The organism is Paenibacillus filicis, from assembly GCF_038070315.1.
Lineage (GTDB): Bacteria > Bacillota > Bacilli > Paenibacillales > NBRC-103111 > Paenibacillus_G > Paenibacillus_G filicis.
Window position 1 is genome coordinate 162,132 of sequence record NZ_JBBPCC010000009.1, and the last position, 17,768, is coordinate 179,899.

Annotated in this window: 17 protein-coding genes; 12 read left to right on the forward strand and 5 right to left on the reverse strand. The window is 53.6% G+C overall.

Going from position 1 to position 17,768, the window contains the following annotated elements:
• Positions 1–145: 145 nt before the first annotated feature.
• The 7 genes from WMW72_RS15580 to WMW72_RS15610 all read left to right on the forward strand — a co-directional run bounded on the left by WMW72_RS15580 (position 146) and on the right by WMW72_RS15610 (position 7,021).
• Positions 146–1,471: a TolC family protein gene (locus WMW72_RS15580; protein ID WP_341416424.1), complete on the forward strand. Its 1,326-nt coding sequence runs from the start codon at positions 146–148 to the stop codon at positions 1,469–1,471.
• A gap of 233 nt (positions 1,472–1,704) precedes the next feature.
• The gene (locus WMW72_RS15585) at positions 1,705–2,868 is read left to right on the forward strand and encodes a Gfo/Idh/MocA family protein (RefSeq protein ID WP_341416425.1); all 1,164 of its coding nucleotides are present in this window, start codon (positions 1,705–1,707) and stop codon (positions 2,866–2,868) included.
• A gap of 38 nt (positions 2,869–2,906) precedes the next feature.
• Complete coding sequence (locus WMW72_RS15590) at positions 2,907–3,992, forward strand: Gfo/Idh/MocA family protein (RefSeq protein ID WP_341416524.1); 1,086 nt, start codon at positions 2,907–2,909, stop codon at positions 3,990–3,992.
• A 6-nt stretch (positions 3,993–3,998) separates the two neighbouring features.
• Complete coding sequence (locus tag WMW72_RS15595; protein WP_341416426.1) at positions 3,999–4,847, forward strand: sugar phosphate isomerase/epimerase family protein; 849 nt, start codon at positions 3,999–4,001, stop codon at positions 4,845–4,847.
• Between the two features lie 166 nt (positions 4,848–5,013).
• On the forward strand, positions 5,014–5,790 hold the full coding sequence (locus WMW72_RS15600; protein ID WP_341416427.1) for a helix-turn-helix transcriptional regulator: 777 nt from the start codon (positions 5,014–5,016) through the stop codon (positions 5,788–5,790).
• Positions 5,791–5,957: 167 nt separating this feature from the next.
• A complete protein-coding gene (locus tag WMW72_RS15605) occupies positions 5,958–6,176 on the forward strand; it encodes a hypothetical protein (protein WP_341416428.1) in 219 nt (72 codons plus the stop codon).
• A 197-nt stretch (positions 6,177–6,373) separates the two neighbouring features.
• A complete protein-coding gene (locus WMW72_RS15610) occupies positions 6,374–7,021 on the forward strand; it encodes an HAD-IA family hydrolase (RefSeq protein ID WP_341416429.1) in 648 nt (215 codons plus the stop codon).
• Between the two features lie 76 nt (positions 7,022–7,097).
• Here the strand turns inward: WMW72_RS15610 and WMW72_RS15615 are convergent, their stop codons facing one another.
• From WMW72_RS15615 to WMW72_RS15635, 5 genes are all read right to left on the reverse strand, one after another.
• Positions 7,098–7,466: a hypothetical protein gene (locus WMW72_RS15615; protein WP_341416430.1), complete on the reverse strand. Its 369-nt coding sequence runs from the start codon at positions 7,464–7,466 to the stop codon at positions 7,098–7,100.
• 2 nt (positions 7,467–7,468) lie between these two features.
• Positions 7,469–7,768, reverse strand: coding sequence for a DUF2089 family protein (locus WMW72_RS15620; RefSeq protein WP_341416431.1), 300 nt, complete (start codon positions 7,766–7,768; stop codon positions 7,469–7,471).
• A 138-nt stretch (positions 7,769–7,906) separates the two neighbouring features.
• Positions 7,907–8,668 carry a class I SAM-dependent methyltransferase gene (locus WMW72_RS15625; protein WP_341416432.1) on the reverse strand — a complete coding sequence of 254 codons (762 nt, stop codon included), beginning with the start codon at positions 8,666–8,668 and terminating at the stop codon, positions 7,907–7,909.
• 121 nt (positions 8,669–8,789) lie between these two features.
• Positions 8,790–9,320, reverse strand: coding sequence for a cysteine hydrolase family protein (locus WMW72_RS15630; protein ID WP_341416433.1), 531 nt, complete (start codon positions 9,318–9,320; stop codon positions 8,790–8,792).
• 1 nt (position 9,321) lies between these two features.
• Complete coding sequence (locus WMW72_RS15635; RefSeq protein ID WP_341416434.1) at positions 9,322–9,933, reverse strand: helix-turn-helix domain-containing protein; 612 nt, start codon at positions 9,931–9,933, stop codon at positions 9,322–9,324.
• A 262-nt stretch (positions 9,934–10,195) separates the two neighbouring features.
• Here WMW72_RS15635 and WMW72_RS15640 point away from each other — a divergent pair, with 262 nt between their 5' ends.
• The 5 genes from WMW72_RS15640 to WMW72_RS15660 all read left to right on the forward strand — a co-directional run bounded on the left by WMW72_RS15640 (position 10,196) and on the right by WMW72_RS15660 (position 17,677).
• Complete coding sequence (locus tag WMW72_RS15640; RefSeq protein WP_479724854.1) at positions 10,196–10,702, forward strand: N-formylglutamate amidohydrolase; 507 nt, start codon at positions 10,196–10,198, stop codon at positions 10,700–10,702.
• A gap of 133 nt (positions 10,703–10,835) precedes the next feature.
• Positions 10,836–15,041, forward strand: a complete 4,206-nt coding sequence (locus WMW72_RS15645; RefSeq protein WP_341416435.1) for a response regulator — start codon at positions 10,836–10,838, stop codon at positions 15,039–15,041.
• Entirely contained in the window at positions 15,038–15,868 is an 831-nt protein-coding gene (locus tag WMW72_RS15650) for a CheR family methyltransferase (RefSeq protein ID WP_341416436.1), read from the forward strand. Before WMW72_RS15645 ends, WMW72_RS15650 begins: the two co-directional genes overlap by 4 nt.
• Before the next feature lie 67 nt (positions 15,869–15,935).
• The gene (locus tag WMW72_RS15655; protein ID WP_341416438.1) at positions 15,936–16,547 is read left to right on the forward strand and encodes a chemotaxis protein CheB; all 612 of its coding nucleotides are present in this window, start codon (positions 15,936–15,938) and stop codon (positions 16,545–16,547) included.
• The gene (locus tag WMW72_RS15660; RefSeq protein ID WP_341416439.1) at positions 16,544–17,677 is read left to right on the forward strand and encodes an ATP-binding protein; all 1,134 of its coding nucleotides are present in this window, start codon (positions 16,544–16,546) and stop codon (positions 17,675–17,677) included. The genes WMW72_RS15655 and WMW72_RS15660 overlap by 4 nt, the downstream gene beginning before the upstream one ends.
• Positions 17,678–17,768 lie beyond the last annotated feature (91 nt).

Consider the following 17,768-nt stretch of genomic DNA (forward strand, 5'->3'; position numbering starts at 1 on the left):
ATGGCGCTGCTATGCGCGCCGCCAGCAGAAGATGAATGTCGAGGAAGATCCTCGAAATCGGCGTCGCCGATGTCGAGGGTTCCCTAACAAGGTCCAGCCACTGGACCGGACTCTGTTATTTCAGGATAGAAGGAGATGTAGAAGGATGAACGTATCTGTTAAGAAGATGGCGGGCTTATGCGCCGCGATTGCATTGCTGGTGAGTTCGGTGCAGCCTCTGGCGTATGCCGCCAATGATGCGGCCGATGCCAAGCAGGCGATCTACGTGAATGACCTGACGCTGGACACTGTGAGTTCGCTGGATTTGCCTGCCGTGCTGGACCGGGCGCTGAAGGACTCGACCAACCTGCAGCTGCTGCTGCTCAAGTATGCGGCGCAAAGCACCAAGCAGCATGACCTGGAGGACCAGGCCTCCAACCTGTACGGTGCTTCGCCGGGCAATGCCCACCTGCCGGATACGCCGCAGGAGCTGCTGGCCGGCATGGCCGCCCAAGGCATCGTCGTCGATCCGGCGGAGAATCTGTGGATCGGTCCGATGACGACGGTCACGAACAAGGCGGTCAATCAGGTGATTCAGGGGATGGGTGCGATGTCAGATGGCATCAACAAGATTCTGGCCTCGCAGCGGGAGCAGATGAAATCCGCCGCTCACCAGCTCTACAGCGACCAGCGCAATACGCTGCTGCAGCGGGATGAAGCGACGGAGGGTATTCGGCTGCAAACGATCGCGCAGTACGCTCAGCTGCTTGGGCAGAAGAAGCAGCTTGCTTTTATGAATGAATACGAGGCCACGCTGAAGAAGGAAGTGACCCGGGCTAACCTTCTGCAGGAGCAGGGGCTGGCCTCGGCCGAGGATGTGCTGACCGCCGGCAAGGCGCTGTCCAAGCACCAGGAGGACATGACGGCGCTGGTCCAGAACTACCGGCTGGCACTGGTGCAGTTGTCCTTCGATATCGGCATCAAGTTCAATCCCGAGCTGGAGCTGAAGGATATCGCCGAGCTGTCGGAAGGCCCGATCTCGCCGATCGTCCGTGCGGACACCAAAAAGCTGCTGGAAGGCTCGTACGGGATGAAGACCAGCGCCAACAACCTGGATGAAGCGGTATGGCAGCAGTCTAATACGGTAACAGGCTCCACCTATGGAGGCAGTTACCTTGGCGCGAATACGGCGATCGCCGGCTCCAAGAATGTGCAGACCCAGCTGGAGCTGACCAAGAAGATCGAGGCCACCTATACGGACGCCGAGAAGGCATACCAGAGCTGTCTGGCTGAGGCGAGGCTGACGACCGAAGTGAAATCGGACCGGGACAAGATGAAGCTCCGTTACGATGCCGGTGTGATTTCCCTGCATGATCTGAATAAATTTGATCTGAAGGTGCATGGTCAGGAGACGACACTGGAAGCGGCCAAGCTGAAATACTATACGCTGCGCGAGAAAGCGAGGGCGATGGAGAAAGGGTTTATCTCCTGATGTCAGATCCCTCTGTCCGCGCTTTAGACGGAGCCTTGCGCATGCAAGGCTCTTCGCCGCGTCATGGAGGGCAAACCCGTATCGTGATCCGAGCACACAGCAACCACAGTTAAATCAGCTATCGGAATTGGGCAACGCAAGTGAAGTGCCGCCGCGAGGTTCATGCTACCATTAAGGAAGGCAAGACGTTAGCCATCCACAACAAAAGACGATCCCGAAAGGAATGTGTCTCCATGACGAAGGTACGTATCGGACTGGTAGGTCTCGGCAATATGGGAACCGGCCACGCGAAGTATTTGATAGACAAAGAGGTGCCAAACGGCGAGCTGGCCGCGATCTGCGACCTGCGGGAGGACCGTCTCGCTTGGGCAGCTGAGCATCTCGGCGACAATGTAAAGCGCTTCACCAGCTATGAGGCTTTGCTCGATTCGGGAGATGTAGACGCTGTCATTATCAACACGCCGCATTATTTCCATCCGGAGCAGGCGATCCAGGCGCTGCGCAAGGGACTGCACGTGCTGATCGAAAAGCCGGCAGGCGTCTACACCAAGCAGGTTCGCGAGATGAATGAAGCTGCCAAGGAATCGGGACGTGTATTCGGCATCATGTACAATCAGCGCACCAACCCGTTGTATGCCAAGCTGCGCGATCTGATCGAGTCCGGCGAGCTGGGCGAGGTACGCCGTACGAACTGGATTATTACGGATTGGTACCGCTCTCAAAGCTACTACGATTCCGGCGGCTGGCGTGCGACATGGGCAGGCGAAGGCGGCGGCGTTCTGATCAATCAGGACCCTCACCAGCTCGATCTGTGGCAGTGGACGATCGGCATGATGCCTACCCGCATCCGGGCGTTCTGCTCGTTCGGCAAGCACCGCAACATCGAGGTGGAGAACGAAGTGACGGCTTATGCCGAGTATGAGAACGGAGCAACGGGTGTGTTCGTGACCTCTACCTGCGAAGCGCCGGGAACGAACCGCTTCGAAGTAGCAGGCGACCGCGGCAAAGTCGTGATCGAAGACGGCGCTATGACGTTCCATCGTCTGCGCGTCTCGGAATCGGAGTTCAACCGTACGTTCAAGGGCGGCTTTGGCCAGCCGGAATGCTGGAAAATTCCGATCGCCACGCCGGGTGACAGCCCGCAGCATAAAGGTATCACCGCGAACTGGGTGAGCGCGATTGCCAACGGTACGCCGCTGCTGGCACCGGGCGAAGAAGGCATCAAGGGGCTGATGATCTCCAACGCCATGCTGCTGTCCACATGGACGGACAACTGGGTGGATCTGCCGATCGACGAGGAGCTGTTCCTGTCCAAGCTGCAGGAGCGCATCGACGCATCGTCGACGGAGAAGAAGTCTGGCGAATACAAGACGCTTGAAGTGGGCGGCACGCACTAAGAAAGGGGAGCGAACCTGTGGTAGATGTCAAGGACGGGATGAATTATGCGCCGGAAGGCAAGCCGAGCCCGGTCGTGAGTGCTGGGGAGTTTATCTTCGCTGCGGTTGCGCTGGACCACGGTCATATTTACGGCATGTGCAACGGTCTCATCGAAGCGGGAGCAGAGCTGAAGTGGGTCTATGAACCGGATCCGGCGAAGGTAGCGGGCTTCCTGGAGCGCTACCCGCAGGCCAAGGCGGCTTCCTCGTTGCAGGAGATTTTACAGGACCCTGAAGTTCAGCTTGTGGCCGCGGCGGCGGTTCCGTCGGAACGCGGCCCGCTGGGCGTCCAGGTGATGAAGCACGGCAAGGACTACTTCACGGATAAGACACCGTTCACGACGCTGGCGCAGCTGGCGGAGGCTCGCGAGACGGTGAAGGCGACTGGCCGCAAGTATGCGGTGTATTACAGCGAACGGCTTCACGTCGAGAGTGCCGTCTATGCCGGCAAGCTCGTCAAGGAAGGCGCCATCGGCGACGTCGTGCAAGTGCTCGGGCTCGGGCCGCACCGGCTTGGTGCCGCTGGTCGCCCGGACTGGTTCTTCCAGCATGAGCGCTATGGCGGCATCCTGTGCGATATCGGGAGCCATCAGATCGAGCAGTTCCTGTACTTCACCGGTAACACGAACGCCAGAGTCGTGCATAGCAAGGTCGGTAACTTCAACAATCCGGCTTATCCGGAGCTGGAGGATTTCGGGGACGCGACCCTGATCGGGGACAACGGGGCAACCGGTTATTTCCGGGTTGACTGGCTGACACCGGACGGTCTCGGCACGTGGGGGGACGGACGGACGATCATTCAGGGCACGAAGGGCTATATCGAGCTGCGCAAGTATATCGATGTCGGCCGCGAAGCGACGGGCGATCATATCTACCTGGTGGACGGGCAGAAGGAGCATCATCTGAACGTGACCGGTCAGGTCGGGTATCCGTTCTTCGGCGAGCTGATCCTGGACTGCATCAACCGGACAGAGCTGGCGATGACCCAGGAGCATACGTTCAAGGCTGCGGAGCTGTGCCTGATCGCGCAGCAGCAGGCTGTTCATATTCAAGGCTCGGCTGTCGGCCAGCCCAAAGGAGTGTAACGAGCGATGAAGCTATCCGTATTCACAGTATCCACGCCCGATCTGACGCCGGAGGAGCTGGCGGTCGCTGCCAAGGAAGCAGGAATTGACGGCATCGAGTGGCGATACAAGGACGTTCCGGCGGAGTTGGCTGGCGAAGCGCCGTCCTTCTGGCGTAACAATCTGTGCTCGATTCCCGAGCAAGGCGGCGAGGGGGTATGGGATCGCTTCAAGACGGCAGCCGATGCACAAGGGCTGACGACGCTCAGCGTAACTCCTTACCTCACGGTCGGCGATCTCGAGGCAACTGAGCGGGTACTGGCGGCGGCTCGTCATATCGGCGCGTCTTACATCCGGCTGGCTGTCCCGGGCTATAACCGGACGCGACATGCCCGTGAGCTGTTCGCCGAAGGGTTGGCTTACCTGAAGGAAGCCGCTCCGCTCTGCAAGCAGTATGGCGTGAAGGGGCTGCTTGAGACCCATCACAATACGATCGCTGCCAGCGCGAGCGCAGCTTACCGGCTCGTGGAAGGATTTGACCCTGATAGTGTCGGAGTGTTGTACGACCCAGGCAATCTCGTGCACGAAGGCTACGAGAACTACCGGTTCGGCCTTGAGCTGCTCGGCCCGTATCTGGCCCATGTGCACGTGAAGAATGCGATCTGGCGTCAAGAAGGTACCGATCAGGCAGGTGCTCCATCCTGGAACGCAGGCTGGCAGCCGATGTTCCAAGGCATTGTGTCTTGGGCCCAAGTGATAGAAGACCTGAAGGCTGTCGGCTACGAAGGCTATCTGGGTGTCGAGGATTTTAGCGGACAGTTCGGCTCGAAAGAAATGCTCCGCCATTATGCCGATCAGATCCGGCAGCTGCTTTAATCAACGAACTAACGCAGGCGGCGAGCGGTCCGATTGTACGGGGATACAGTCTCATGGTATGCTGGGGGAAACACCGAAGTTTTCGGAGGTTCCCATGTGTGCAAGGACTGTTGACCCGGGTATGTTCTTTACCTACACGTACAAGGCAGATCAGCCGTTAAAGCCTATGTTTCATTCTCATTCGCATTATGAGGTCTACTTTTTTCATAGCGGTGTGTGTAACTACTTGATCGGCGACCGGATTTATGTACTGGCTCCGGGCGATCTGATTCTGATGAATGGCATGACGCTGCACTGCGCCAAAATAGATCCGGCCGTTCCCTATGTCCGCTCGATGGTTCATTTTGAGCCTGGAGCGCTGCAGCCTCTGCTGCCGGCTCATCCGCAGCTGCCCATCTTCCAGCCGTTCCAGGAGCTAGGGAACTACAGGCTGCGCCTGGGGGGAGCCGACCGTGAAGAGGTGGAGCATATTTTACGCCGGATGCATGAGTTCGAGCAGCGTGGAGATGCCGTTGGCGCCTATCGCTGTCAGCTCGCGTTTGCGGATTTGCTGTGCCTGATCTATGAGCACTGCTTGCAGCCGATGCAGGACCGGAGCGACCAGCCGGTGGAGAAGGAACGTACGGTCCAGCAGATCATCTCCTACCTGGAGGCGCATTATACGGAAGACCTGCATCTGGAGCAGCTCCAGCAGGATCTGCACTTAAGCAAGTATTACGTGTCCAAGCTATTCAAGGAAGTGACGGGAGTTACGATCTTCGACTTCGTCTACCAGCGCCGGATCAATCAGGCTCGGATCGAGTTTTTGCTCGATCCGAAGCTGCCGGTGACCGAGGTCTGCTTCAAGGTAGGCTTCAAGCATTTGGCCCACTTCAGCCGCGTTTTCAAGCAGCAGGTCGGCGAGACGCCGGAGCGCTACAAGCGTTCCCTCGCCGGAACCTAGATGAGGTATATAGGACCACGACAAAATCACGGAACCCTTCATGGGGACCGTGATTTTGTTATTGTTAATTTTCAGAAAATTTGGAATATATACATTGACTTGAAAATGCTTACACCATTACCATAACGATCAAAGGAATAAATAATCAAATCGTGGGGTGTATGAGCATGAAGGGCCATGAACTTGAAGATGTCCTGGTAACGGAAACGAGCAGCTGCTACAACGATTATGTGGCCTTCAAAGCGATGTCTCCAGACCAACTGCAAGCCATCCAAAAGCAATATTACACCGAGCTTCATGCGTTGCGGGACGAATTGGACGGATTGCTGAATGAGCTGCGGACCCTGTTGAAGCTTGCACCTGAGCCATATTTGAAGAGTGCCTAAATAAATATCATATAGAAGCGAATGATACAAAGCCGGCTCCTCATGGCGAGGACGCCGGTTATTGGTTTGTCTGCCACTCTAGGCTGAGCCCGTAACTTATCGTGACTTTATGAATGTGATTAACACTGCTATACTGGGTCATATATGGATCCATGAAACGATAGGCAGCAGCTGAACGGATCAGAAAGCGGTGAGATATGCCCCAATCACTCCTATTCGATATGGATGGAACGCTGTTCCAAACGAACAAAATATTAGAGGTATCTCTTGAAGACACCTTTGCTTATTTGAGGTCTCTACATGAATGGTCGGCCGGAACTCCAACTCAAAAATATCGCGAGATCATGGGGGTTCCTTTGCCGGTCGTCTGGGAAACGCTATTGCCGGATCATTCCGATTCGATTAGAGAAACGGCGAACCGATTTTTCCAAGAGAGCTTAATCACCAACATTAATCAGGGGAAAGGAGCCCTGTATCCGCATGTCGGTGAGGTTCTTCATGATTTGAAGCAAGCCGGGCATTCTTTGTTCATCGCTAGCAATGGGGAAGTCGAATACCTGCAAGCCATTGTCAGCCACTTCGGTTTGGATGCCTGGGTGATAGAAACCTATAGTATTCAACAGATACAATCTCAGAATAAGACAGATTTAGTTCGTCATATTCTGAATAAATACCATATCGAAACGGCGGCGGTCATTGGTGACAGGCTGTCTGATATTCATGCCGCCAAGTACAATGGTTTGATGGCTGTTGGCTGCCGCTTTGATTTTGCTCAAGAAAGCGAGCTTGAACAAGCAGATGCGGTCATTGATGACCTTCTTGAGCTGCGGACGCTATTTCTGTAAAGCTCTGCACTCCTGTTATAAAACAATAGTACGAAAACAAAGAGCCGTCTCCCCAAGGACGGCTCTTAAACTTGCCTTATTTTAAATCCTGAATACTCATTTTTTCAAGCTCTCTAGTCCTGTTTCGTTTATCGCGACAGGCATAGTAAATACCGAGCAGGATGGCTGTTGGGATATTATAAAGAATAAAAATATAGATGGCTTGTAAAAGAGCAGCAACTTTAGGGAATTGAACGGCATTTAGGATGGTTTTAAAACTTTGATCGGTGGATGCAGTCGTCATATATAAGCTAAGTCCTAACACAACCATGATCGAAACCAATAAAGATATCGCTGGGAGCACCAGACCCGGCCACTTATTATCTTTCTTCGAGAGAAAAATCTGCAGAAAAATCGCTCCAGTTATACCTGCTGCAAGCCAAAGAAAAGCAAATGTAGGATTCATGATTATTGATTTCCTTTCCATTTTTTGAATTCTGAAATCAAAATCTTGGCCGTATCAAAGTCAAGCTTGTCGTTGATGACCAGTCGTTTGATCAAGCCAATATAAGGCTCATTGGATGTGTCCTCACTTATTTGAATCTTCTGAATCAGCCTATCCAGTCTGAGCCGAACCGTAGGGTAGGTTACGCCGTAATGGCTTGCCACTTCCTTGAGAGAACCGGAAGCCTGCAGAAAGTTCTTAATAAACACCACATCTTCATCTTCCAGATTGACCATCCAATCCGGGACAATTTCAATCGTCATCCTGACACCACCTTTAATAAAATTAAATATAACATTTAATTTTATTAAAATCAAATTGTAATATGATCTACATAAAAATGAAGTGATGATAAAAAAAGACCACAAGGAGTCTTAGCTTCTCGCGGTCTTCCTGGATATTCAACCCTTATGACACTTTATAATCAGCGTAGAGGGGATGATTCGGGCTTTTGTGGCGGAATACCACTTGGATGATGGATCTGAGTCATGATCATTCACCTCAGAATCTTCGATCACCTTATCGATGATGAATCCGGCCTGGATTAAATCATTGATGAACGTACTTATTTTTCTGTTGTGCATGATGATAAGGGCGCCTCGCCAATTATCGTGCTTTTCAAAACCTTCTTGAACATAGGAGCGTCTAAACTTCAACTCTTCCTTTTCATTGTCGTAATCCACCACACTGTGAACGGGATGCTCCCAACTAAAAACGAAAACACCGCCTGGCTTCAGCGCTTTATAAATATGACTGAGTGTTCGGGGTAAGTTGACGGTCCAACCGAGTGCGTATACAGATAGTGCTTTATCAAAATAGTTCTCAGGGAGATTGGGAATGTCCTCCATAGGGGACTCGATAAACGTAATGGGAATCTGTAAGGGAGATACAACCTTTCTTGCCGTCTCAATTTGTGTAGTGGACAGGTCGACTCCCCATAACTCGCGTGCTCCGCGCTTGGCGAGATATTCCAGCGTATGTCCGCTCCCACAACCTACTTCTAATATCGTGCTATCTGCAATTTCTCCAAGTAAAGCTAATTCTTCCTCCGCAGGCGCGTAGGGTCCATAATCCAGGACTTCAAACGTTCCTTCGAAAAATTGACCGGCGACTTGATTCCAACCCGCCTTATTTAGCTTGATCATCTCTTGCTGATCCAACACGGAAAAGACCTCCCCAATCATAATTAATAGGTACTGGGCCTATCCATCGTAACATGGAGTGGATAATATATACAATTTGCCAAATGTATTCCTTAGGCTGACAAGTCTTGATGTCCCCGTGTTAAAACTGGACTTCACTCGAGTGAACAAGGGTAGCGAATGGCTCAAGAATGCTATTATGATGGTTGATAATCTGTTCGGCTGTTAATCCATCGGAGTCATAGGTGCTGTGGCAGTCGGTTACCAATTCGACATGGTAACCGTGTGAATAAGCGCTCTTCACCGTTGTATCCACGCAATATTCGGTTTGAATTCCGCACATCACTAAAGCATCAATACCATAATCCTGCAGCTGCGAGTGGAGCTCAGATTCGAGAAACGAGTCCGCATGATATTTGATAATAAGAGACTCCTGCTCGAGAGGGGCAATCTGTTCATGTACCTGCCATAACGGTTGATTTTCAGATCGGAGAGAACCCTCCTGTTCAGTAAACAAGATATAGAATACGGGGGAGTTTCGCATTCGGGCTTGGTCAATCAAGCATTTAGTCTGTTCAAGTAGTCTTTCTTCTTGATAGAGGGATTTTCCGCCGTAATTTTTCCATACAAAAGGCTTGGCCTGCATGTCAATAATAAGTAGTGCCTTTCCCATTTCAGGAAACCCTCCTTGCTCCATGTTTTATGATCTCATGCTTCCATAATCCATGCCGGTTGCAGTAGGCGTATAACGTTCCGCCCTGCATGTTGGGAAATCGTAATTCTGCGGCTTGCTCCGGGTACAATTTGACGAACATCAACCTGTCATAAGAGACATAGGCAACAAAGGATATATAGTGGTCTCTACTCATCTCGTGTTGAATGGTCACAAAATGATCGTCTTCAATAGCATGAACGGTTATTTCGTGCTCATCATTCTCCGGCTGGGCAAGCAGCGGCTCCAAGATCCTGCCGCAGCATGAAATGCCCATGGCCCCCATACTGGTCGTGACATTGCCGCAGCCCGGACATGCGTAAAAATTCAGCTTTTTCATATTTCCTTTGTCCTGTTCATTCGGATCTAAGTCCCCTAATAAAATCTTCTCAATATTGACTCCTAAGATGTTGGATAGCTCACTAAGCAAGGACACATCCGGACATCCTAGACCACGTTCCCATTTGGAGATCGTCTTGTCGCTAATATGCATAAGATCGGCTAAATTCCTTTGTGTCATATTTTTTTCTATACGCAGACTGTGAATGAGCCTTCCTACCTTATGGCAATCCACGTGATCCACCTCCTCTGTTTCTAGCGTATCAAGGATCGATGCTCCTCACAATAAACGCTCCGTAGAGTGGCAAGAAGAAAATAAATAAGTGACTTGCTTTCTGCTTACTTGCAACCATTCCACACGGTTCGTCTCTGCTTACTCCTGAAATGGCAGCGAAAAAGAAGCCGGAAGCGATATTGGCGAATAATGATTGGTTTCTGAATCAGCTGTATTCGTTTCTTCCAGAGTTAAATATTAAGAGGAATATACGAATTCATTAATTTATTATAGAACGACCTTTGGAAGAGACATTTATGAGGGTCCGCTTTCAAAAGAAGTGATGACGAACCGAATACATACGATTTATAAGCCGTTTCATGATCGTTTATCTGAGGAGATCGGGAACCTATTACAAAGTCAGAATAGAGTGCTTTTACTTGATCTGCATAGCTTCTATATTCAATCGACGGCTGATGTCGTACTCGGAACCTGTGGGGGCAGAAGCTGCTCGCCGAGCTTTCTGAACATGGTCTATGAAGCGTTTGTCTCAGAAGGATTTGTGGTCAAAATTGACGAGAAGGGACTAACGGGTGGTTACATCGTTTCACATTACAGTGCAATCCCTCAAGTAGAAGCTATACAAATTGAGCTAAGGTACACGACTTACATCGATGCACGTGATTTTGGAGAAGAAGAGATTACAGAAAAAAATAGCGCGCTGTTTCTTGCAGCCCAAAGTCGGTTAGCCAAAGTCTTTCGAACCATCGAGGGAGAGGTTATTTCTTGAACCCTTGGCGGTTACCCGCTTTGCAGGATTTTTCTGGTAGCTGGAGAATATCTTCAAGATACGGAAGCGGGAGTGCCCGTTGTGTCACTCAGCTAGACCGAACCTAGATGCAGACAAAGCGAGGAACGACTTCATGAAATGGATCAAGAACCTGAAATTACTGCCCAAGCTTCTACTCATGATTGCGCTTCCGATGCTGGGCGTTCTATATTTCACCGCATCGTCCATCACGGAAAAGGTACAGCATCTGAACAGTGTCAGCAGGCTGGAAGAGCTGACAAAGCTCGCGGTAGCTACCAACCAGCTCGTTCATGAGCTGCAGATCGAGCGCGGACTCGTGTCGACGATGTTCGGCAACCGGACGGAAACGGAGGTTTCCGGAATGAATGTGCAGCAGAACCAAACGGATCGCAGTATCGATGCTTTCCGGAAGGTGTTCACGGATATGGATCCGAGTACGCTGGATAAGGAAATTTGGGGAGATTTCGAGAGGCTGGCCGGACAACTGAACCAGATCGGGGATGTCCGTCGCAAGCTGGCAGGGGAGCAATCCACCGAGTCGGATATTGCGCTTTATTACAGAGAGACGGTTGCCCGGTCGTTTGAGGCCAATGAGAATCTGATCAATCTGAGCAGTGACGTGCAGATTTCCAAGAAGCTGTCCGCGCTGCTCAACTATTCGCGCAGCAAATACGGGGCGAGCCAGGAACGCAGCTTTGTCTTCGAGAGGCTATCGGTGGGAAGGCTGGAGGTTGCCGACTTCCGGCGGCTGGGGGCTGTAATTAATGAGCAGCAGGTGTATCAGCAGGTGTTCGAGACGTTCGCCGATCCTGAAGCGATAGCGCTGCATAAATCTGCTGCGACGAACCGGGCCTTCGCCGAGGTTGAGCGTCAGCGTCAGATTCTGCTGGCCACTGAGCCCGGACGGGAGCTCAATCTGGACCCGAGGGTCTGGTTCGAGGTATCATCCGAGCGAATCGACCAGATGAAGAAAACGGAGGATGCTTTGTCCTCCGTGCTGATAGCGGACATGAACGCCATGCAGAGTGCCTCCCGCAAAGAGCTGATCCTGGTAGCCGGCATGAATATACTGCTTCTTGCTGCAGCGCTGCTGATAAGTTTGATCGTCGTCCGCCGTCTGCTCCGGCCGATTCGGGAGCTGAAGCAGTCCATCGGCTACATCCTGGACGGGCAGATGGATATTACGGTTGAAGTCACATCACGCGACGAGGTCGGCGAGCTGAGCGGGGCCTTCAGGGAGCTGATTGATAGTCTCCGCAATGTCATCGTCCAGGCGGGCAGCATCACCAAGGGGGACTATAATCAGGTTATCACCCCCAAATCAGACGGAGATGTGCTGAGCATAGCGCTGCGCGACATGCTGCAATCCCTCAAGGAAGCCAGGCAGGAGAACGAGCGCCAGTTCTGGCTGAAAACGCAGCTGGCTCGTCTGATCGGGTTGTCGCAAGGGGTAGAGTCGCTGGAGAAGGTGGCGAGCCTGCTGATCTCGGAAATCTGCCAGCTGGTGGAGGCGGGGCAGGGTGTATTCTACGTGAGGGAAACGACGCACGGCTCTAGGCCCGTATACGTCATGTACGGCAGCTACGCGTTCAGAGATCGCAAATTACTCTCCACGCGCATCGAGCTCGGCGAGGGACTGGTTGGCCAGGTGGCACTTGAGGGCAAAGCCATACAGCTAAGCGGCGTGCCGGACGATTACATACGGATCGGCTCGGGGCTAGGAGAAAGCAAGCCGAGAACGGTGCTGGTGCTGCCCGTGCTGTTCGAGGGCCGTGCGATCGGAGTGATGGAGCTGGCATCGTTTCGTGCGTTTACCCCGATCGAGGAGGATTTGCTGGATCAGCTGTCGTCGTCGCTGGGCGTGGTGGTGCAGAGCATCCTAGGCCGGCAGCGAACGGAGGAGCTGCTCCATGAGTCACAGCTGCTGGCTGAGGAGCTGCAGACCCAGCAGGAGGAGCTGCGCACAGCCAATGAGGAGCTGGAGGAGCAGACTCGAATGCTCAAACATTCCGAGGAGAAGCAGCGTATCCAGAGCGAAGAGCTCCAGGCCATCAATGAGGAGCTCGAGGAAAAAACGAATTATCTGCAGCTTCAGAAGGCCGATATTGAGAAGCAGAATGCGTTTATTCAGCGCTCCCAGCAGGAGCTGCAGGTCAAGGCTGCAGAACTGGAGCAGACCAGCCGCTACAAGTCGGAATTTCTGGCGAATATGTCCCACGAGCTGCGTACGCCGCTCAATAGTCTGCTCATTCTGGCCAAGTCGCTGGCAGCCAACGACGATCACAATCTGACGGAGGATCAGATCGAATCGGCCAAGGTCATATATAGCGGAGGACTCGATCTGCTTACGCTGATTAACGATATTCTGGATTTGTCCAAGGTGGAGGCCGGCAAGCTGGACATCCGGATGGAACCGGTCCGGCTGGAGAAGCTGGTGAGCAATTTGGAGCATCAGTTTCAGCCGGTGGCCAGGGACAGAGGTCTAAATCTGGAGCTTTCGATGGGAGAGGGAGTGCCGGATTCATTTGTAACGGATGGACAGCGTGCGGAGCAGGTGCTCAAAAACCTGCTGTCCAATGCGTTCAAGTTCACCCATCACGGCTCCGTGTCAGTTCGCATCTACCGCTTGGACGAGCAGGAAGGCAGAGCTCATGACTCGCAGGAGGGCAGCAAGCTCGCCTTTTCCGTTACGGATACGGGAATCGGTATCCCACTCCGTAAGCAGCAGGCGATTTTCGAAGCGTTCCAACAGGCGGACGGCTCGACCAGCCGCAAGTATGGAGGAACGGGACTCGGGCTGACGATCTCTCGGGAGCTGACCAAGCTGCTGGGCGGCGAGCTGCAGTTGCATAGCGAGGAGGGTGTAGGCAGCACGTTCACGCTTATCTTACCGCTGTCCCCAGCCGTGAATACGGGAAATGCGGAGAGAAGGACCGCATCCGGTGCCTGGACGGCTTCGTCCGATCCCAGTGATCGTGACGTATTCGTATCCCTGCCGCAAGTGGCAGCGTCTTCCTCTGTAACCGGGTCTGCAGCGGGAGCCCGGGACGGGGAGGCGGCTGTCGAGCCGCCGTACCGGATCCGGGAATTTATTCCGGATGACCGCAGCAGCCTGGAGGATGCCGGTGCCAATCAAGGTCAGGCGAAGACGATTCTGATCGTCGAGGACGATCCGGCCTTCGCCAAGGTGCTGCTGGACTTGTCCCGCAAGAAGGGCTTTCTTGGCCTGACCGCGGGTGACGGCTTCAGCGGCCTCCAGCTTGCTAGGCGGTATGTGCCCAGCGCAGTGCTGCTGGATCTAGGCCTGCCGGATATGGACGGCCTCAAGGTGCTCGATCACCTCAAGTTCGACAGCGATACCCGGCATATTCCGGTCCATATTATTTCTGGCAAGGACGCCGGTAAGGCTTCCCTGCTGAGGGGGGCTGTCGGCTTCCTGTCCAAGCCTACGGATGGCGAGGACATCGAGGCGATGTTCGAACGGATTGAACGTGTAGTGAATGAGCGAATCAAGCAAGTGCTCATTATCGAGGACGATACGGGCAATCACAAGGCCATTCATGCGCTGCTGAAGCATAAGAAAGTGGAGATTCACAGTGCGTATACCGGCGAAGAGGGCCTAGCGCTGATCCGGGAGAACGACTATGACTGCGTGATACTGGATCTGAAGCTGCCTGATATGAGCGGGCAGCAGTTGCTGGAGCGTCTGGTTGCGGACCCCGGCATCGCGACGCCTCCGATGATTATCAATACGGGGCAGGAGCTAACGCAGGACGAATACAAGGAATTGAACCGATTCACCGACAGTATCGTGATCAAGGGGGCGAACTCTCCCGAGCGCCTGCTGGACGAGGTGTCGCTGTTTTTGCACAGCGTGCAGAAGACGCTGCCCGAGAAGCAGCGCCAGATGATCCGGATGTCGCTGGATTCGGATGAAACCCTCCAGGGACGCAAGGTGCTGCTGGTCGATGACGATCTGCGCAATACGTTTGCGTTGTCCAAGGTGCTTCGCCAGCATGGGCTCGATGTGGTGATGGCCGATAACGGTAAGCTGGCGCTGGAGCGCCTGGAGAGCGAGCCGGGCATCGAGCTGGTCATCATGGATATTATGATGCCGGTGATGGATGGGTACGAAGCGATGCGCCACATCCGGAGCAACCCGAGCTTCCAGCACCTGCCGATTATCGCTCTCACAGCCAAGGCGATGGCCGGAGATCGTGAGAGATGCATGGAAGGAGGGGCCAACGACTATATGACTAAGCCTATAGATGCGGATAAGCTGCTGTCCTTAATCCGCGTGTGGCTCTTTGAATCATGATGAATGAGAAAGATCTGGAGAAACTGGAAGCGGATCTGGTGCTCCAGGCGATCTATGAGGCGCATGGCTTCGATTTTCGCCAGTATGCGCGCTCGTCCCTGCTCCGGCGTCTGCATGTGATCCGGCAGAAGGCGGGGGTGAACCATCTCTCCGAGCTGATCCCGCTCATTCTGCACGATGACCGGTTCATCCGCGACCTGCTGACGAATATGTCGGTGACGGTGACGGAGATGTTCCGGGATCCGGACTTTTTCCTGGAGCTTCGGACCAAGGTAATCCCGGTACTCAAGACGTATCCGTTCGTGAAAATCTGGCATGCGGGCTGCGCCACCGGGGAAGAGGTGTACTCGATGGCGATCCTGCTCCAGGAGGAGGGCTTCTACGATCGCGTGCAAATCTACGCGACCGATATGAACCAGCAGTCGCTGAAGATCGCCGAAGAAGGCATCTATCCACTCGACGCGATCCGCAAATTTACCGTGACCTATAACAGCAGCGGAGGTAAGGCTTCCTTCTCCGACTACTATTATGCGAAGTATCAGATGGCCAAGATGAACGAGGATCTGAAGCGCAACATTGTGTTCACGGCTCACAATCTCGTGACGGACCACGCGTTCGGGGAGATGAATATGATTGTATGCCGCAATGTGCTGATTTACTTTGACAGACAGCTGCAGAATCAGGTGTTCCGGCTATTCGATCAAAGTCTGGTACACCGGGGGTTTCTATGTCTGGGAAGCAAGGAATCGCTGGAGTTTTCTTCGCTCAGAAGGACGTATGAGGATGTATCGTCACGCTGGCGAATTTTCCGCAAGCCCTTGACCTGATGCCGGATCGGGCAGCCTAGGGTCATGCACGGTGCAGGTGCAGAGCAGACAGGAGGCGAGCAGGTTTATGAAACAGTATGAAGCGGTTGTCATCGGTGTTTCCGCAGGCGGCTTACGGGCGTTAAGCATCTTGCTGTCTGCCCTGTCTGCACAATTCCCGCTGCCGCTGATCATTGTGCAGCATACCAAGGAAGGCTGCGACAGCTTCCTGGCTGATCATCTGAACAGCCAGGCGCCCCTCCGGGTGAAGGAAGCGGATGATAAGGAATACGTGCAGCCCGGCAACGCTTATCTGGCGCCTGCAGGCTACCATCTGCTGGTAGAGGAAGACCGCAGTCTGAGCTTATCAGTCGATCCGCCTGTTCTCCATTCCCGTCCGTCCATCGATGTGTTGTTCGAGAGTGCCGCTTATGTATATGAGCAGTATTGCATCGGTATCGTATTGACCGGGGCGAACGGGGATGGGAGCCAGGGGCTTCGTCGAATCAAAAAACACGGCGGCTTGGCCATCGTGCAAAATCCGGAAACGTCCGAATGCGCGACGATGCCAGACGCGGCGATCCGCGCAGCCGGGCCTGATTATATTCTGGATCTGGAGGATATCGGTACATTCCTGAATGGGTTGGGTGAGCGCCTGATGGCCCGCAGACATGGACGGAAGAAGGAGGAGGACCTATGAACGGCGCTCTGGACGGGCAATTATCGAAGATTCTGGTCGTCGATGACCGCAAAGAAAATCTATACGCGATGGAAAGGATTTTGAAAACGCTGCCTTGTACGGTGTATGCGGCCCATTCGGGCAACGAGGCGCTATCGTTGACTCTCCGCCATGACTTTGCGCTGATTCTGCTGGATGTCAGCATGCCGGAGATGGACGGCTTCGAGCTGGCGGAGCTGCTGCGCAGCCACGAGGAAACGCAGCAGATTCCGATTATTTTCGTCACGGCGATCAATACAGAGGACAAGAGTGTATTCAAGGGCTATGAGTCCGGCGCCGTCGATTATTTGTTCAAGCCGGTGGATGTGGATATTTTGCTGAGCAAGGTCAAGGTCTTTCTGGAGCTGAATATGAAGCGGAAAGAGCTGGAGTCGATTCAGAGCGAGCTGGAGCGCAGCAATCGAAGTCTGGCGGAGTTCGCGCAAGTCGTCTCTCATGATCTGCGCAATCCTCTGCATGCGATCACCGGGCTTAGTGAGCTGCTGCTGCTGAAGCACGCGAGTGGCCTCAATGAGCGAGGCAAGGCTTCGGTAGAGCAAATTGCCGCATCCGCCCAGCGGATGGACAAGCTGATTACGGACCTGCTGGCCTTCGCCAAGGTGAATGCGCAGATCACAGGTTATCGGACCGTCGATCTGAATGAAGTGCTGCGGGACGTCATATCCGATCTGAGCGGCAGATTGAATCAGAGCGGCGGAAGCATTGAGCTGGCGGGTGAATTGCCCAAGCTGGAGGCCGACCGGACGCAGATGTACCAGTTGTTTCAAAATCTGCTCGGCAATTCGATCAAATACCATGCGCCGGACCGGCCTCCGCGTATCCGTCTCGGGACGATCCGGCTGGCGAGTCCGGATGTGTGCTGCTTCTATGTGGAGGACAACGGGATCGGCATGCAGGAGAAGGAGCTGCCGACGATATTCGATCCTTTCACCCGTCTCAGCAATGCCCAGGGATATGAGGGGGCAGGACTTGGACTGTCTACGGTCCGCCAAATTATCCAGAGGCATCAGGGGTCGATTGATGTGTCCAGCAAGCTGGGCGAAGGGACGATCTTCAAGCTGGCTTTCCCTGTGACCCAGGGCTTCGTATGATTGGGCATGGGCTGCGGCAGCGGATGCAGCAGAGGCTGAAACTCGCGTCACGGAAGTGGCGCGGGGGAGTTGCGCGTTGTTTTGACACGTG

Excerpts from the sequence above, each read along its gene's own strand:
- WMW72_RS15610 (WP_341416429.1), top strand. The coding sequence starts at position 6,374 with ATGCCCCAATCACTCCTATTCGATATGGATGGAACGCTGTTCCAAACG.
- WMW72_RS15615 (WP_341416430.1), bottom strand. The coding sequence starts at position 7,466 with ATGAATCCTACATTTGCTTTTCTTTGGCTTGCAGCAGGTATAACTGGA.
- WMW72_RS15590 (WP_341416524.1), top strand. The coding sequence starts at position 2,907 with ATGAATTATGCGCCGGAAGGCAAGCCGAGCCCGGTCGTGAGTGCTGGG.
- WMW72_RS15655 (WP_341416438.1), top strand. The coding sequence starts at position 15,936 with ATGAAACAGTATGAAGCGGTTGTCATCGGTGTTTCCGCAGGCGGCTTA.
- WMW72_RS15580 (WP_341416424.1), top strand. The coding sequence starts at position 146 with ATGAACGTATCTGTTAAGAAGATGGCGGGCTTATGCGCCGCGATTGCA.
- WMW72_RS15585 (WP_341416425.1), top strand. The coding sequence starts at position 1,705 with ATGACGAAGGTACGTATCGGACTGGTAGGTCTCGGCAATATGGGAACC.
- WMW72_RS15645 (WP_341416435.1), top strand. The coding sequence starts at position 10,836 with ATGAAATGGATCAAGAACCTGAAATTACTGCCCAAGCTTCTACTCATG.
- WMW72_RS15630 (WP_341416433.1), bottom strand. The coding sequence starts at position 9,320 with ATGGGAAAGGCACTACTTATTATTGACATGCAGGCCAAGCCTTTTGTA.
- WMW72_RS15600 (WP_341416427.1), top strand. The coding sequence starts at position 5,014 with ATGTTTCATTCTCATTCGCATTATGAGGTCTACTTTTTTCATAGCGGT.
- WMW72_RS15595 (WP_341416426.1), top strand. The coding sequence starts at position 3,999 with ATGAAGCTATCCGTATTCACAGTATCCACGCCCGATCTGACGCCGGAG.
- WMW72_RS15605 (WP_341416428.1), top strand. The coding sequence starts at position 5,958 with ATGAAGGGCCATGAACTTGAAGATGTCCTGGTAACGGAAACGAGCAGC.
- WMW72_RS15620 (WP_341416431.1), bottom strand. The coding sequence starts at position 7,768 with ATGACGATTGAAATTGTCCCGGATTGGATGGTCAATCTGGAAGATGAA.
- WMW72_RS15660 (WP_341416439.1), top strand. The coding sequence starts at position 16,544 with ATGAACGGCGCTCTGGACGGGCAATTATCGAAGATTCTGGTCGTCGAT.
- WMW72_RS15650 (WP_341416436.1), top strand. The coding sequence starts at position 15,038 with ATGATGAATGAGAAAGATCTGGAGAAACTGGAAGCGGATCTGGTGCTC.